Source organism: Pseudomonas sp., assembly GCF_028293835.1.
In the GTDB taxonomy this organism is placed as follows: domain Bacteria; phylum Pseudomonadota; class Gammaproteobacteria; order Pseudomonadales; family Pseudomonadaceae; genus Aquipseudomonas.
This window is the reverse complement of record NZ_JAQGNX010000064.1, coordinates 65,073-79,921: the sequence shown is the minus strand read 5'-3', so window position 1 is coordinate 79,921 and position 14,849 is coordinate 65,073. Positions and strand designations below refer to the sequence as shown.

16 protein-coding genes are annotated in these 14,849 nt (G+C 56.9%); 8 read left to right on the top strand and 8 right to left on the bottom strand.

The annotated features are described in order from the left end of the window. Positions 1–618 (bottom strand): phosphate ABC transporter substrate-binding protein PstS (pstS, locus tag JWR17_RS07680; RefSeq protein WP_299829926.1); only part of this gene is annotated, 618 nt, incomplete at its 3' end. Positions 619–840: 222 nt separating this feature from the next. Between pstS and JWR17_RS07675 the strand changes: the two genes are divergently transcribed. Continuing rightward, positions 841–1,173 carry a hypothetical protein gene (locus tag JWR17_RS07675; protein WP_299829924.1) on the top strand — a complete coding sequence of 111 codons (333 nt, stop codon included), beginning with the start codon at positions 841–843 and terminating at the stop codon, positions 1,171–1,173. A gap of 177 nt (positions 1,174–1,350) precedes the next feature. On the opposite strand, the gene JWR17_RS07670 is transcribed toward JWR17_RS07675, so the two are convergent. Next, positions 1,351–1,857 carry a VOC family protein gene (locus JWR17_RS07670; protein ID WP_299829922.1) on the bottom strand — a complete coding sequence of 169 codons (507 nt, stop codon included), beginning with the start codon at positions 1,855–1,857 and terminating at the stop codon, positions 1,351–1,353. A 249-nt stretch (positions 1,858–2,106) separates the two neighbouring features. On the opposite strand from JWR17_RS07670, the gene JWR17_RS07665 reads away from it, so the two are divergent. Continuing rightward, positions 2,107–3,543 (top strand): PLP-dependent aminotransferase family protein, encoded by a 1,437-nt coding sequence (locus tag JWR17_RS07665; RefSeq protein ID WP_299829920.1) that lies wholly within the window; start codon positions 2,107–2,109, stop codon positions 3,541–3,543. A 175-nt stretch (positions 3,544–3,718) separates the two neighbouring features. Beyond that, positions 3,719–4,132: a cupin domain-containing protein gene (locus JWR17_RS07660; protein WP_299829918.1), complete on the top strand. Its 414-nt coding sequence runs from the start codon at positions 3,719–3,721 to the stop codon at positions 4,130–4,132. On the opposite strand, the gene JWR17_RS07655 is transcribed toward JWR17_RS07660, so the two are convergent. Continuing rightward, a complete protein-coding gene (locus JWR17_RS07655; protein WP_299829916.1) occupies positions 4,113–5,789 on the bottom strand; it encodes a VRR-NUC domain-containing protein in 1,677 nt (558 codons plus the stop codon). The genes JWR17_RS07660 and JWR17_RS07655 overlap by 20 nt on opposite strands. A gap of 140 nt (positions 5,790–5,929) precedes the next feature. Here JWR17_RS07655 and JWR17_RS07650 point away from each other — a divergent pair, with 140 nt between their 5' ends. Beyond that, positions 5,930–6,445 (top strand): nucleoside 2-deoxyribosyltransferase, encoded by a 516-nt coding sequence (locus JWR17_RS07650; protein WP_299829914.1) that lies wholly within the window; start codon positions 5,930–5,932, stop codon positions 6,443–6,445. 133 nt (positions 6,446–6,578) lie between these two features. On the opposite strand, the gene JWR17_RS07645 is transcribed toward JWR17_RS07650, so the two are convergent. Both JWR17_RS07645 and JWR17_RS07640 read right to left on the bottom strand, forming a co-directional pair. Then, positions 6,579–6,800: a hypothetical protein gene (locus JWR17_RS07645; protein WP_299829913.1), complete on the bottom strand. Its 222-nt coding sequence runs from the start codon at positions 6,798–6,800 to the stop codon at positions 6,579–6,581. Positions 6,801–6,863: 63 nt separating this feature from the next. After that, positions 6,864–7,766, bottom strand: coding sequence for a LysR family transcriptional regulator (locus JWR17_RS07640; protein ID WP_299829911.1), 903 nt, complete (start codon positions 7,764–7,766; stop codon positions 6,864–6,866). A 127-nt stretch (positions 7,767–7,893) separates the two neighbouring features. Here JWR17_RS07640 and JWR17_RS07635 point away from each other — a divergent pair, with 127 nt between their 5' ends. Together JWR17_RS07635 and JWR17_RS07630 are read left to right on the top strand one after the other, a co-directional pair. Next, positions 7,894–8,994 carry an AbrB family transcriptional regulator gene (locus tag JWR17_RS07635; RefSeq protein ID WP_299829909.1) on the top strand — a complete coding sequence of 367 codons (1,101 nt, stop codon included), beginning with the start codon at positions 7,894–7,896 and terminating at the stop codon, positions 8,992–8,994. 54 nt (positions 8,995–9,048) lie between these two features. Beyond that, on the top strand, positions 9,049–9,837 hold the full coding sequence (locus JWR17_RS07630; RefSeq protein WP_299829907.1) for an exodeoxyribonuclease III: 789 nt from the start codon (positions 9,049–9,051) through the stop codon (positions 9,835–9,837). Positions 9,838–9,998: 161 nt separating this feature from the next. Here JWR17_RS07630 and JWR17_RS07625 read toward each other — a convergent pair whose 3' ends face one another. The 3 genes from JWR17_RS07625 to JWR17_RS07615 form a co-directional block, all read right to left on the bottom strand. Then, positions 9,999–10,613: an LpxA family transferase gene (locus tag JWR17_RS07625; protein WP_299829905.1), complete on the bottom strand. Its 615-nt coding sequence runs from the start codon at positions 10,611–10,613 to the stop codon at positions 9,999–10,001. Between the two features lie 60 nt (positions 10,614–10,673). Next, a complete protein-coding gene (locus JWR17_RS07620) occupies positions 10,674–11,918 on the bottom strand; it encodes an AGE family epimerase/isomerase (protein WP_299829903.1) in 1,245 nt (414 codons plus the stop codon). A gap of 122 nt (positions 11,919–12,040) precedes the next feature. Beyond that, complete coding sequence (locus JWR17_RS07615; protein ID WP_299829901.1) at positions 12,041–13,666, bottom strand: methyl-accepting chemotaxis protein; 1,626 nt, start codon at positions 13,664–13,666, stop codon at positions 12,041–12,043. 386 nt (positions 13,667–14,052) lie between these two features. Between JWR17_RS07615 and JWR17_RS07610 the strand changes: the two genes are divergently transcribed. Next, a complete protein-coding gene (locus tag JWR17_RS07610) occupies positions 14,053–14,199 on the top strand; it encodes a hypothetical protein (RefSeq protein ID WP_299829899.1) in 147 nt (48 codons plus the stop codon). A gap of 21 nt (positions 14,200–14,220) precedes the next feature. Continuing rightward, entirely contained in the window at positions 14,221–14,844 is a 624-nt protein-coding gene (locus tag JWR17_RS07605) for a glutathione S-transferase (protein WP_299829897.1), read from the top strand. Positions 14,845–14,849 lie beyond the last annotated feature (5 nt).

Genomic DNA, 14,849 nt, shown 5'->3' with positions numbered 1-14,849 from the left:
GTAGGCAGCAACACCTTCGTTACCCTTGCCACCTACACCGACTGGCCATGCCACTGCGGGGCCAAACTTCAACTTCTCATTCCACTCAGGGCTGACTTTGGACAAGTAGTTAGTGAAGTTGTACGAGGTACCCGAGCCGTCCGAACGGTGAACCACAGTGATCGCGGTGGCGGGCAGTTTCAGGTCTGGGTTCAACGCAACAATGGCTGGATCGTTCCAGGTTTTAACGGTGCCCAGGAAAATCTTCGCCAGGGTTTCGCCATCAAGCTTGAGCTTGCCAGCTTCAATTCCCTCAACGTTGAACACCGGCACGATGCCGCCGATCACGCTTGGAAATTGACCCAGGCCACCGGCCTGAAGGTCTTCTGCAGACATCGGAGCGTCAGAAGCGCCAAAAGCAACGGTTGCTGCCTTGATCTGAGCGATACCGCCACCCGAGCCGATTGACTGGTAATTGATGCGATTGGGCGATGATTTGCTGTAGTCCTGGGACCACTTGGAAATTACCGGGAATACAAAACTCGAGCCTGCACCGGTTACATCAGTCGCGTGTGCCATACCGCTCAGGCACAACGAGGCCAGCAAAAGCGACAGACGGGTTTTTGTCAGCAACATCACGGAAACCTCAGAAAGGGGATTTTGTGGTTAGCCCACAAGGGAGTAGCCGTGACGATTTAATGCTTTAAATATTTCCGCTTGATGACAGTAATTCTGGATGTTGCGAAATAGTCGTAGGCCTGCCTGTACCGGGCTCTCAACCGTTGGTCGGCTTATCGGCACCTAATTATCGGCGCCAAGGACCAATGTTTTGTATCGACCTAACCTCTGGAGATTCAAGCCATGCTTAACACTAGATTGGCCGTTTTGGCGTTCACTGCTCTGCTTTCCACCGCCGCTGGAGCAGCAAGCAGCTCATCCACTGGCCCGACGGATCCCACCGACAACGTGCCAAAAACGCCGGCTTCGATGGAGCACGGCACCATTCCCGACGTCAACGGAACCTCGGGCACCTCTGGCGCCATGGACCCTGACAAGTCCGGCAGCATGAAAGGCAATAATGGCGGCGCGGGGGGCGTTTCCAATGGCGGAGGCATGAGTAACGGTAACGGTATGGGTGGCAATGGGGGCGGCAGCTCAGGCGGTGGCGCGGGTGGTGGCGGTGGTAGTAAGTGATTTTCCGGAGTGGATTACTCCGAGGTTGGGGTAATCCACAGCCCACCCGGCCGACATCCTGGCGAGGCGGACACGTTTAGTATCAGGGGGACCGTTTCGCGATCCATCGCGGAACAAGTGCGCTCCTGTAGCTTGATTTTCCACTTCAATGGTTATGTGACGATTGAGAGAAGCCAATCAACCGGCCGCTCCGCCGTCAATCGCTTGCTGGAGCGTGTCCATATCTAGCTTTTTCATGTCCATCATGGCGGCCATGACCCGGTCAGTGGTGCGGGCATCGTTGTAATTGATCATTTCCGACAGTAGCTCCGGCAGCACTTGCCATGACACTCCGTATTTATCCTTCAACCAGCCACATTGCTGCGCGGCGGGGTCACCGCCTTCGGTAAGGGCGTTCCAGTAATGGTCGATCTCTGCTTGGGTTTTGCAGTAGATCTGCAGCGAAACCGCTTCGGTAAACGTAAACAGCGGCCCACCATTAAGGGCGGTAAAGGTCTGCCCTTCCAGCTGGAAAATAATCGACATTACCGAGCCGGCAGGTCGATGGTGCATGTCAAATCCAACCTCGCTGTAGTAGGTGACACCGATGATGCGCGAATCCTTGAAGAGGCCGGTATAGAACCCGACGGCTTGCTCGGCATCGTCGGCGAACCATAAGCACGGGCTGATTTTCTTCATCTGCATACGTTTCTCCTGTGATAAGTCGCGACCTCACAGGGGCCGCGAATACCCTTTAGTCGTTTGTACCGGGCAGAAATCGACATCGGCCTATGACTGATTCTCGGGCAGATCGCAGCGGAACGATGGCGTTCGCTGGATCTTTGACTGCTTCGCGCGCCATCGCGGGCAACCTGAAAACTCACCGCCAGACGATTACGAGTACCCTCCTTGTATTTCCAGCTCGACTGCAGAGCAACCGTCAGGAACCAATGCATGGAACTTCATGTAGTCATCACGGGCCGCAAGGGCCTCGCCAGCCAGCTGTATCAACAACTTCGCGAAGGGATTGAATCCGGAAGGCTTGCCGCTGGCACACAATTGCCCCCCAGCCGTCTACTGGCGGAACAACTGGGAATCTCGCGCAAGACCGTTTCCGAGACCTATTCTGTTTTGACCTATGAAAATTTCCTGGTGGGCAAAGTCGGCAGCGGCACGTTTGTTAATGCTCGCGCCGCAATCAAGCCTCCCAAACAAAGTCGAACGGATTTCGCCAGCGCGGAAGTGCTGCAACACTGGCAAGAATTGAAATTTCCCATCCGCCACCCCTCACTGGAAGGCACTTCGCGTTGCGATTTCATTGGTGGCGCGACCAGCAAACATCAATTCCCGGAAGAAGAGTGGCGTCGCTGCACCCAACACGCCCTGCGCCAGATGGCCAACTCACTGGGCTTTTACGGGCAGCCGGAAGGCTTGCCGGCGCTGCGCGAAGCCATTGCCCAGCATGTGTCCTTTTCACGCGGCGTGGTCTGCGTTGATCAAGACGTCGTGGTATGCAATGGCGCACAACAAGCGCTGGATCTGATTGCTCGTGTGCTGATCCAACCGGGCAATATCGTCGCCATGGAGGACCCTGGTTACACCCCCGCGCGCCTGGTGTTTTCGGCCCAGGGCGCGCAGGTGGCCAGCATACCGGTGGACAGCGAAGGTATGTGTGTCGAGCTGATTCCCCAAGGTACGCGGCTGATCTATGTCACGCCGTCGCACCAATTCCCCCTGGGCATGCCCATGAGCCAGGCGCGACGTATAGCGCTGTTGGCCCGGGCCCAGCAACTGGGGGCGGTGATCATAGAAGACGATTATGACAGTGACTTCCGCTACGAAGGGCGTCCGACCGACTCGTTGCAGAGCATGGATGAACGGGGAATCGTCGCGTATGTCGGGACATTCTCAAAAACCCTGCTGCCTCAATTGCGCCTGGGTTATGCCGTGCTCCCACCCGCGCTCATCGAGGCGGTAATCAATGCGAAACAACTGACCGATTGGCACACGTCGACCCTGCCACAGTGGGCACTGGCAAAGTTTATTGCCGATGGTTATCTGCTCAAGCACATCCGCCGTTGTCACGGGATTTATGCCGGGCGCCGGGAACGTATTCTGGCCCGCGTGAACAGCGACCTTGCGCCATGGTTCGAGGCTGTGCCCTCCATTGCCGGGTTCCACATGGCCCTGCTGTGCAAGGTTCCGGTGAACATTGCGCTGCTGATCGAACTGGCCAAAAGCGTCGAAATCGGTCTGTATTCGCTGGCCCCGTTCTACCATACCCATGAGGTCAGGCCAGGGCTTTTAATGGGCTTCGGCGCCATCGAAACCCTGGACATTGACCCCGCACTGGACCGAGTCAAATCGTTATTGATGCAGATCGCTGGGTAATTGTCCTACGCTGGACCGGGTCTTTGGGTTGCCGAGGCGTCAGCCGAATCGACTGCAACAGTTTTGATCGCCGTTGACACAATTGGCCTACTGATCTTTCCGTGGATTGGGAGTGTTCTGCCTTCGCGGCCTCGCTTAGTTTGGTCGGGCACTGACATTCTTGAGGAGAACCACCATGAATATCCAAAACGTGATCGCTTCGACACTCGTCGGGTTGGCGCTGGCTTTATCAACGAGCGCTTTTGCCCACGATGCTACGCAAGAAAAAATTACCATTTTGCAAGAACACCCAGCGCTCAACGTACCCGGCAAGAAAGTGCTGATGCTGACCGTGGACTACCTTCCGGGTCAGGAGTCCATTCCTCACTCCCATGCAGGCACTACGATTGCCTACGTGCTTGAAGGTGCGATCATCTCCAAGGTAAATGACGGCAAGGAAATCACCTACACACCGGGTCAGTCCTGGTATGAACCGGCAGGCGCAAAACACGAGGTATCAAAGAACGCTAGCGCGACCCAGCCCGCGAAACTGTTGGTGTACATGGTGCTCGACGAGAAAGACCCCGTGCTTACGCCGCTGGCAAAATGACTGACTGCTCTGCCGACCATTGCACGTAGCAGACCACCACCGGCATATCGTGCTCGGCACAGAAATCCAGCCAGCGCAGTTGATTGTCCTGCAGGCGGTCGCCGGGCCCTTTGACTTCGATCATCCGATAGCGTTGCTCTGCCGGGTAGAACTGGATCAAGTCCGGCATACCGGTGCGGTTGGCTTTGATGTCCAGGAGCAAACGACGAAACCAGTGCCGCAAATGCTCAGCAGGCAGGCAATGCAGCGCTTGCTCCAGCAATTCCTCGGTCAACGCGCCCCAAAACACGAACGGTGACTGCAGGCCCTGCTTGATCTGGAAGTGCTGGCGAATGGTGGCCAGATAGGCCTGGGAGTCCAGTTGTTGCAGGCACTGGTCAAATAATCCCGCTCGACGCTGATAAAAATCCGGGCTGTACAGGTCACTGGGCGCACTGTGAAACGGATGAAAAAACGCCCCTGGCAGCGGAGCAAAAATCGCCGGCCAGCACAGCAAACCAAACAGTGAATTAATCAGGGCATTTTCGACGTAATACACCGGCGCCGCATCATCGGCCAGGTGCAACTGAATCATTTGCTCAACGCTCAGGTCCATGGCCTGGCTGACAGTGACGTCCAGACGACTCAAGCGCCTGGCATTGGGTCGACGCTCTGCTGGCAAGCCCAGCTTGCGTTGCAGGCGCGGTAAAATGCGTAACAGGCTTTGGGATTCGGCGGCACTTTCGACGGCTATTTGCGCACATTCGAGCAAGGCCAAGGCTGCTGTGTAGTCGGCGCTACGTTCCAGAACCCGGATCCGCCGCAATCGTGCGCCGGGGTATGCACTTTGTTCATACGCCGCCAGGGCCAACCGCCAATCCTGCAGCCGTTCGGCCTGCTGACCGATCTGGTACAACACCTTGGCCCGACGCATCGTCAGCCAGGAATTTCGAGTGTCGACCGCAAGCGCTTGTTGGACCAACGCTGACAGCGTCTCAGTGGTCATCGGCAGCTCAAGGGCTTGTCGACACAGGTGCAGGTGTAAACAAGTATCGATGTCGGCGCGCTCGTTGATGCCCCGGGAATCCACGCTGAATTCGACCTTTTCATAGCGATAGACGCCGAGGTCCGCGAGCACGAATTCAGACCACTCCTGATGCAAATTGCCGAAATACAATAACCGCAGTCGCTCGCACAGTGCCATGACTGTCAGGCCATATATCGGCTCATCCAACGCGCTGTGCCATTGATTAATCGGCTGCGGCTCTGGGTAAAACTCCCGCAGTTTTTCCAGCACGTCGAATTTCTTTTCAACGGTTTTTAATCCATGGGCCTTGAAGCAGGTGAAGAGTTCTGCCTTGCGCAGCAGTATGAACAATTCGTCCAGACTGACAGACGGCTGAGGGTCGACCCAGCCCATTTCTACTAACGGCTGGACCGCTGCGCTGGGGTCGCCAATTTCCACATAGCTCAACTTGCTTGCACGAAACAGCGCGCCCTTGCGCATGACCATGCGCACCAGAAGCCCCTGAGCGGCTTCCGGCAGGCCCATAAAATCGTCGATAAACCGCCGCTCGCGGCTGTCGAGGACGTCGGCATAGCGTTCGGTGATCCATTCCAGTACGTGCCGGAAATTGATCAGGTAATAGAAAGGGTTGTCGAGCGGGCTAGGGTTCACAGCGTTCTGTTCACAAAGAAGACTTTTCCACAAAAAATACGTAGGGATTTTGTTTGGCACTGGTTATCCGTACAGATACCAGCGCACGCTCATGCGGGCAAGCTAGAATCGACGCATGGCTAAAAACTCAGGGTATCCATATGAAAAAATGTTCTGCTCCCCAAGTCTATCTGGCCGGTTTTGGCGTGTTCAGGCCAGACGCTATTGAACACGGCCGCTACCTCAAGGCGCTGTGCACGGAGCATGGGCTTGAGGGGTTGTACCCGTTCGACAATGAAGTCGACAAAGACCGAACACCCGAAGCCACCGCGCAACAGATCTGTGCGATGAACATTGCCATGATCCGGCGCTGCACTGCGGTATTGGCTGATTTGAATGTATTTCGTGGTCTGGAGCCGGACTCCGGCACCGCGTTTGAAGTGGGGGTGGCAGTGGCGCTGGGCAAACCGGTGTGGGCTTATTTTGAGCCGGTTGGGTCAATGCGCGAGCTGGTGTCCCATGATCAACAAGGGCTTGATGCTGAGGGGTTTATGGTCGAAGACTTCGGCCTGCCGCGTAATTTAATGCTGGCGTGCAGCTGGGTCGGGGCCAGTGCGACGGCTGAGGAAGCAGTGCCTGAACTGGCGCGGCATTTGGCGCAGGGCGGTAGCGTTTAGCCGTGGCTGCACACCTTTCTGTAGGAACCAACTTGTTGGCGAGGCAGGCGACGCGGTACACCTGAAGCGCCAATGTGCAGCGTATATCGCCAACAAGTTGGCTCCTACCGGGATTAACCGCAGACAGCTGCAATCAACTCAACGACGACGACCCAACGTCACCGCCGTGGGTCGAGTCGAGCTTGTCCGAGTCGCTGAACTCTTCAAGTCTCAGGTCCTCCAGATCGAGGTCGACGTCGCCGCCATATCCACCATAGCTATCGTCTTCGTCTGCGTCGGAATCGTTCAGCGGCGATTGATCCCCGCCAAACAGGAACAGTGACGGCGAGGTGTTCGCATACGCATTTACGTTCATCGGGCGTTTCTCCTGTTCTTGCTGAAGGTGCTCTGATTGAGGTTCCAATACAGATTAACCCCGTCAGCTGGCATTGAAAAAGCTCCCGTTACTGTCGCGCAACATTTGCACCATGGCCTGGGCTGCCGGTGATAAATAGCCACCCACGCGTAGCGTAAGGCCGATGGTACGTTTCATGGTGGTGTGCGCCAGTGGCACCTCACGCAGATGCTTCATACCCGCACCGAACTCCAGCGTCTCCCGGGCAATAAAACTCAGCAGATTGGTCTGAGCAATCAACCGCGGCAGCAATGAGATAGAGTTCGTTTCAACCTGCACCGAAGGCACCGGCAATTGATTCCCACGAAAGGCTGCGTCCAGCCACTGCCGGGATGAGACGCCGATGGGCGGCAGTATCCATCGGTAACTGCACAGGTCGCTCATCTGAATCGGCGTCGCGAACACCGGATGGCTGTGACTGGCCACCACCACGGCTTCATCCTCCAGCACGGGATAGCTGATGAATTGTTCATCGCTGTTAATTAGCGGGCAGATGATCATGTCCAGTTGCCCGGAACGCAGCAGCTCGCGCAGCAAGTCATCCTGACCGATGACCAGTTTCAAGGTGATGTCCGGTGCACGTTGCAGCAGCGTCGCTGTCAACTCCGGCAATAAATACTCGGCCATGGTTGCCGCGCAGCCCAGCCGGATATTACCCACCACGCCACTGGCGAAATCGCGCACTTCGCGCTGGGTCTCGGCGATGCTCTGCTGCAACAGCTTGCCCCGAGCCTGCAACAACTCCCCGACAGGGGTCAGCTTGATTCGTCGACCATCACGCTGGAACAGTTTGGTGCCGAACGAGGCTTCCAAACGCTGAATGCTTTTGGTCAACGCCGGTTGGCTGCGGTTGAGTTTTTCCGCTGCCCGGCCAAGGTGCCCAAGCTCAGCGATGGTCTCGAAATAGGTAAGGTCCCGCAGATCCATAATTGATCAACCAAAGTTATCGATTCATGACTATTAGAAAATAGACTTGATCGATTGCGCTGTCGATACTGCATGCGCTGCGTTGGTAAACATTCCACGAGGAAAACCGATGCTTTGGAGAACTTCTGTGCCCCGCGTGTCCCATTTTTCGCTGCATACCCAACCCCTCTTCGTTCAATGGCTTGCGTTGATTGCCCTCGCCGGCGCTTGCGGCCAATTGCTGAAATTCTTTGATATTCCTGCCGCACTGTTTCTGGGGCCAATGCTGGTGGCTATCGGGTTCGGTGTCAGCGGCGCGACTATCCGCATACACAAGCAGGCGTTTCGCACCGGCCAAGGGTTCGTTGGCATGGTGGTAGCGCATGCCATGACGATCACGGTGCTGGCGACAGTGGCCCAGGACTGGCACTACATGCTGTTCGCAACGATGTTGACCATTTTACTGAGCACCTTCGTCGGCTTGATGCTGGTGCGTTTTGCGGGTTTCGATGGCGGCACTGCGGCGTGGGGCACTTCACCGGGCGCGGCGTCGGCGATGGTGGCGATGGCTGAAGAGTCCGGCGCCGACTCGCGGGTGGTCGCGACCATGCAATACGTGCGCGTGGTGTGCGTCGTGATGATCGGCGCCCTGGTGAGCCACTTGATTGGCGCAGACAGTGGTGTGACCCCGGCTCAGGCCAGCGCAGCGGTTGCACAAGCGGCTGACCCACTCAGCGTTGCGCTCAGCGTGCTGGCGATCGCGGTCGGCGTAGGCCTGAGCGGCAAGATTCCGGCCGGGGCGTTGCTGCTGCCGCTGCTGATCGGCAGCGCACTGCAACTCACTGGGCTGCTGCAAATCAGCCTGCCCCACTGGCTGCTGGCTTTTGCCTACGGCGCCATCGGCTGTTACATCGGACTGCGTTTCGACCGGCCCGCGGTGTTGTATGTGTGGCGGCGTTTGCCCGCCATGATTTTGGGATCAGTGTTGCTGATCGCGCTGTGTGCGTTGTCGGCCTGGGTGCTCGCTGAACTGATGCATAAGGATTTCCTTTCGGTCTACCTCGCTACCAGCCCAGGCGGCCTGGATTCCATGGCCATTATTGCCATGGACACGCACTCGGATGTCGGTTTCGTGCTGGCCACGCAAACCTTGCGTTTGTTTGGGGTCATCGTCACGGGGGGCTTCTTTGCCCGTCAGATTATTCGCCTGGCTGATAAAAAAATCACGGCGGTCAGCTCGACACATTGAATCTCTGCCGGGGGTTCACCTCAAAGGGTTGAGAACCCCTTGTGAGACTGCCCCATGAACTTGCTCAAAATCGCTACGTTCAATATCAACGGCATTCGCGCTCGGTTGCCCATTCTATTGGAATGGCTGGAGCGTGAAGCGCCGGATGTGGTGTGTCTGCAAGAGCTCAAGGCCACTGACCTGGCGTTCCCCATAGGGGACATTCGCGATGCCGGTTACGGCGCGATCTGGCAGGGGCAATCGTCGTGGAATGGGGTGGCGATTCTGGCCAAGGGCATGGACCCCCTGGAAATTCGTCGCGGATTGCCCGGCAATGAAAACGACACCCATAGCCGCTACTTGGAAGCTGCTGTGCACGGGGTAATCATCGGCTGCTTGTATTTACCGAACGGCAACCCGCAGCCGGGGCCTAAATTCGACTACAAACTGGCGTGGTTCGAGAAGTTCATTGAGCATGCTGCCGGCATGTATGACAGCGGCCATCCGGTGGTGCTGGCCGGCGATTACAACGTGATTCCCACCGATGAAGACATTTACAACACCCGGTCATGGTTGAAGGATGCGCTGTTGCAGCCTGAAAGCCGCGAGTGTTTTCAACGCCTGCTGGCCCAAGGCTGGACCGACGCCTTACGCGCGCGTTACCCGGATGAACGCATTTATACGTTTTGGGATTATTTCCGCAAGCACTGGCAAACCAACTCTGGCTTGCGCATTGACCATTTGTTGCTCAACGCCAAACTCGCCCCACGACTGAAAAACGCCGGTGTGGACCGCTGGGTACGCGACCTGCCCCACGCCAGCGACCACGCACCGACATGGATTGAACTGGCGATTGATGAGTAGCTCGGCTCGGTGTAGGAACCAACGTGTACTGCTGCGCAGCCCATCGCGAACACGTTCGCTCCTGCCAAATTGACTTAAAAATAATCCTATGGGTTGTGTGTTTGCTGCGCGACAGCGAGGCGTCTGGACGAAGGCGACCTCCTACAGGTTTCGTGTAGCGTTCAGATCACCTCGGCATCAAACACTTGTCCGCGACGCACTATGGAGGCTGGGAGCAGCAGCCCACCCGGCGCGATGACTGCGTTGGCCCCCACCCGTGATTGATCACCGATCAAAGCACCAAACTTGTCACACCCTGTCTCTTGCAACCAGTCGCCAATGCGTACGCGAACCTGGCTGTCTTCGCGCTCGTTTCGGTAATTGCACACGATGCTGCCGGCTTCCAGGTTGACCCCGGTGCCGAGTATCGAATCCCCGACGAAGTTGAAATGCGCGAGCTTGCTGCCGCTGAACATAAATGAGGTTTTAAGCTCGGCGCCGGGGCCGAAGATGCAGCGTTCGTCGACCCAGCAACCGCCCCGCAGGTAAGCTCCTGAGGCGACGAAACAATGCGGGCCGATAATCAGTGGGCCTTTGAGCACCGCGCCCGGTTCGACGATGGCGGTTTGGTGAACCGCTACATCGCCGCGGAGTTGGTATTCCGTAGCGGGCAACCCGGTCAGCAGTTCAAGGACAATTTCTGGCGCCCGGCTGACCAATTCCCACGGCGTCAGGTCGGCCCAACGCGACAATGCCGAGGCGGAAAATGCGCTGATGTAATCTGCAATCTTTATCATCGTAAGTCCTTGTTTCTGCCCTGTAGGTAATGCGCGCTGTCCCACAGCAAACACCGTCCCCTACAGTGACCGGGCCAGGCCCGTAGCCAAGCTCGGCGCCAAGGCCAACAACGGTAGTAACGTGGCTTGGTAGGCGTGATAGAGGTCTGGTTTACCGGGCCAGATGTCGGCACTCGGTTGGTTCTGCGGGTTCAGCTCGTGGCGCCAACTGCCGTGTAGGTAATCGATGAAATAGGTTTCGTTGAATTCCCAAAACAATCGATACCACTCCTCGTACTGCTTTTCGCCGGTGCGTTGTAACAATGCTGCCGAAGCAGCGCAGGCCTCGGCGTGGGTCCAGTGCAACCGATGGCTTACCACCGGGCGGTTTTGCCAGTCCAGCGTGTAAACAATGCCGGGGGCACCATCGACATTCCAGCCATACAGACAGGCACCAGCGAACAATAACTTCGCGTCTTTAAGTAGCCAGTGCGGTGTCGGCAGCTTCGCCTGTCGGCGGGCAGCTTCGAGATGCAGCAGCAACCGCGACCACTCAAAAGCATGGCCAGGCGTCGTGCCGAACGGTCGGAAACCGTCAGCGGGATTGTTCTGGTTGTAGTCCGGTAACGCCTGCCAGTCCAGGCTGAAATGTTCGACGACCTGGAAGTCGTTGGCGGCGGCGTGGGTATGAATCACACGCTCGACGATACTCAGCGCGCGATCCAGCCATTTGCTGTCGCCGGTAACATCGGCCAATGCCAGGAAGGCTTCGGTGCCGTGCATATTGCTGTTGGCGCCGCGATAGGCTTCTTCGTGGCTCCAGTCCCGGGCAAATGATTCGCGCAGGGCACCCTCCTCGACGCTCCAGAAACGGGTTTCCAGCACATCAATCGCATCAGCCAGTAATTCCCGCGCGCCAGGACGGTCAGCGACCACCGCCGAGCTGGCAGCCAGGGCGACGAACGCGTGCAAGTACGCTGCTTTTCCGTCATCGGTCCCTTGGGCCAACGGCGTGGCAAACCAACCGCCATGCTCGGCGTCGCGCAACGGCCCGCTAAGTGCCGCGATCCCATGATCAATCAACGCGGCACAGCCTGGAATGCCGGCAATATGCGCCAGGGCAAAACTGTGGGTCATGCGCGCTGTGTTCATGGTTTCGGCGCGTGCGTCATCGGGCAGGCCCCCGTGATCGTCGAGATTGCCGAAACCCTGGGGCAGTTTCGACGCCTTGGCGAACGCCAGCAGGCGATTGCCTTCAGCCGATAACCAGGCCGCGTGCCCCGGGGCCTGCAGCCAACTGCTGAAACCGTGTTTTAGCTCGTCCATCGATGACATTGCCTCCGTGACAACAGGATCTGGTGGTGACGCAGGAACCGTCAGCAAAGTCCAGATCATGCGTGTCCAGGCTTACCGGGTGCAAGCGCAGGAATGTCACCCAGCGTCACCGGTCAAACGCGGAAGCGTGTTACCACTTGATTAAGCTCGGCTGCCAGACGTGACAGCTCGTTACTGGAAACGCTGATTTGCTGGGCTCCCGAGGCGGATTGCACGGACAAATCGCGAATATTGACGATGTTGCGATCCACCTCCCGGGCAACCTGTGCCTGTTGTTCCGCAGCGCTGGCGATCACCATGTTGCGTTCGGAAATCTGATTGATCGCCTTGGTGATGTCAGTCAGCGATTCCCCTGCGCCTTGTGCCAGTTGCAATGTCGAACCGGCACGTTCCCGGCTGGTGTGCATCGACTCCAGCGCCTGGGCCGAACCGCTGCGCATGGCCGTGACCATTTTGTCGATTTCCAGGGTCGATTGCTGGGTGCGGTGCGCCAGTGCGCGAACTTCATCGGCCACTACCGCGAATCCACGTCCGGATTCACCGGCACGGGCGGCTTCGATGGCGGCGTTCAAGGCCAGCAGATTGGTCTGCTCGGCAATCGAGCGAATAACATCGAGGACTTTGCCGATGTCTTGGGACTGGTCGGCCAGGTTCTGCACCAGTGTAGAAGTACTGTCGACGTTACTAGCCAACGACTCGATGGCCTGCACCGTATCGAGGACCCGCGCTTGCCCGGCTTTGGCTGAGTTATTGGATTGGGTGGACGCCTCAGCGGTCGACACCGCGTTACGTGCCACCTCCTCAACCGCCGAGGTCATTTCGTTGACGGCCGTAGCAGCCTGTTCGATCTCGGCGTTCTGCTGTTGCAGGCCACGGGTGCTGTTTTTGGTGACGGAATTCAGCTCAGTAGAGGCCGACGCCAGTTGCATCGCCGAGCTACCGATCTGCCGCAGGGTGGTGCGCAAGTTGTTTTGCATTAGCTCCAGCGCCTGCAACAACCGCGTGACTTCATCTTTGCCGACAATCCTGATGGTCTGGGTCAAATCGCCTTTGGCCACGTGTTCAGCCGCAGTCACCGCTTCCTCCAGCGGACCGGTAATGCTTGTGATGAGTAGCCATGCCAAGACGATCGTGCCCAAGGCGGCACCCACGACAAAAATCAATACCACGTTGCGTGAGTGGCTATATTGCGCTTCGGCGTTAACGCCTTCGTTATCGACCTTTTTAGCGTAAAAATCACTTAAATCGCCGAGCTGTTTGCCAGATCCATCAACGATTTGCTTCATGTCGACCAACAGCAACTTGATGAGCGCCGCCGAGTTATTTTGCTGAGCCAAGGCGAACGACTGGGTGATACCGCGCTGATAATCAGCCAGCGAAACCTTGAATAGGTCCGTCAGCTGACGCTCTTCCGGCGAGCTGATGAACGTGGCGAAGGTGTCGAGTTTTTTCGCCAGGTCCTGGTTGCGCACGTCCATCTGGCTGCGGTAGTCGTTGATATGGGCCGGATCAGGGTCCAACGCCATGCGCAGGGAGATAGTGCGGATTCGCAGCATCAATTCCCGAACATCGTTGACCACGCGCATGCTCGGCATCCACTTGCTTTCGACTGCCACTTCACTTTGACGAATCGTCGACATTTGGATTAAAGCGAACCAGCCCAGCAACGCGACCAATAGGGAAATCAACGCGAATCCAAGACCCGCACGACGGGCGATGGACAAATTTCGAAGGCTCATGGCCGTATGCTCTTTGTTTATTGTGGGCGGAGGGTGGGCAGGACGGGGGGCAGGCTGCCGGACTGACAGATAATGATCTATCGACTGAATACCCGGCATCTTTAGATCAACCTGGAAATACAACGCCACTCATAAAAAACCGCACATTGTCAGGCCGTTGTCGCCGCCAGGACTTGTGGCATTGCTCCGACCAACGCAGGCAAATTGCTGGCTGATCGCGGTCATTTGCACTGAACCTCAGAAAACCTGCCGACTCATAAAGGGGACAACCTGCCTTGAGAGCCCCACCATGTTCGCCGAGCGGATGAAGCAACCGTTGCAGGTTGATGAAGCGCTGCGCTTGATTCGTTCGAGCAGTCATTGAATCTATTTAGGAGAGCATTACCATGAAGAAAAAAATTAAACATAACGATGCAGAACCCAAAAACCAGGAAGTCGGCGACGTCGGCGAGCGCCTTAAAAAACTTAATCAGCAGGGCGAACAACCGCGCTCAAACAATCCACCCGATCCTCAGGATCAGTCCCCGAAATAACCCTGGGCCGGAGCGCATAGCATGCTGCAAATATTGGGAAAAGCATCGTCGATCAATGTTAGGAAAGTGTTGTGGACCTGCGCCGAGCTGGGGCTTTCTTTTGAACGAGAAGATTGGGGCAGCGGGTTTAAATCAACCCACAGTGTGGAGTTTTTGGCGCTGAACCCAAACGCAATGGTGCCGGTGATCAAGGACGACGATTTTGTGCTCTGGGAATCAAATTCGATTATTCGTTATTTGACGACCCGCTACGGCGGCGAATTCTTGTACCCCACGGCTCCCAGGGAACGGGCACGGATTGACCAGTGGATAGACTGGCAAGCGTCAGAAATGAACCGTGCGTGGAGTTATGCGTTCTCGGGTTTGGTGCGTAATCTGCCCACCCATCAGGACCTGAACGCTATTGCAGAGTCCTGCCGTGACTGGGAAAGGCAAATCAACATCCTCAATCGCAGGTTGGAAACGACCGGCGGTTATGTAGCAGGCGATCGATTTTCCCTGGCCGATATTCCCATGGGGCTGTCGGTAAACCGCTGGTACGAAACCCCGTTGCAACACACCGAGCTTCCTGCCGTTCGCGCCTATTATGAACGCTTGAGTGAACGACCAGCGTTTCTGACCTATGGCAGGAATGGCATGGCTTGAACTGC

Coding starts and splice junctions, on each gene's coding strand:
- JWR17_RS07610 (WP_299829899.1), top strand. CDS start 14,053: ATGAAGAAAAAAATTAAACATAACGATGCAGAACCCAAAAACCAGGAA.
- JWR17_RS07665 (WP_299829920.1), top strand. CDS start 2,107: ATGGAACTTCATGTAGTCATCACGGGCCGCAAGGGCCTCGCCAGCCAG.
- JWR17_RS07615 (WP_299829901.1), bottom strand. CDS start 13,666: ATGAGCCTTCGAAATTTGTCCATCGCCCGTCGTGCGGGTCTTGGATTC.
- JWR17_RS07630 (WP_299829907.1), top strand. CDS start 9,049: ATGAACTTGCTCAAAATCGCTACGTTCAATATCAACGGCATTCGCGCT.
- JWR17_RS07645 (WP_299829913.1), bottom strand. CDS start 6,800: ATGAACGTAAATGCGTATGCGAACACCTCGCCGTCACTGTTCCTGTTT.
- JWR17_RS07640 (WP_299829911.1), bottom strand. CDS start 7,766: ATGGATCTGCGGGACCTTACCTATTTCGAGACCATCGCTGAGCTTGGG.
- JWR17_RS07675 (WP_299829924.1), top strand. CDS start 841: ATGCTTAACACTAGATTGGCCGTTTTGGCGTTCACTGCTCTGCTTTCC.
- JWR17_RS07650 (WP_299829914.1), top strand. CDS start 5,930: ATGAAAAAATGTTCTGCTCCCCAAGTCTATCTGGCCGGTTTTGGCGTG.
- JWR17_RS07620 (WP_299829903.1), bottom strand. CDS start 11,918: ATGGACGAGCTAAAACACGGTTTCAGCAGTTGGCTGCAGGCCCCGGGG.
- JWR17_RS07660 (WP_299829918.1), top strand. CDS start 3,719: ATGAATATCCAAAACGTGATCGCTTCGACACTCGTCGGGTTGGCGCTG.
- JWR17_RS07605 (WP_299829897.1), top strand. CDS start 14,221: ATGCTGCAAATATTGGGAAAAGCATCGTCGATCAATGTTAGGAAAGTG.
- JWR17_RS07625 (WP_299829905.1), bottom strand. CDS start 10,613: ATGATAAAGATTGCAGATTACATCAGCGCATTTTCCGCCTCGGCATTG.
- JWR17_RS07670 (WP_299829922.1), bottom strand. CDS start 1,857: ATGCAGATGAAGAAAATCAGCCCGTGCTTATGGTTCGCCGACGATGCC.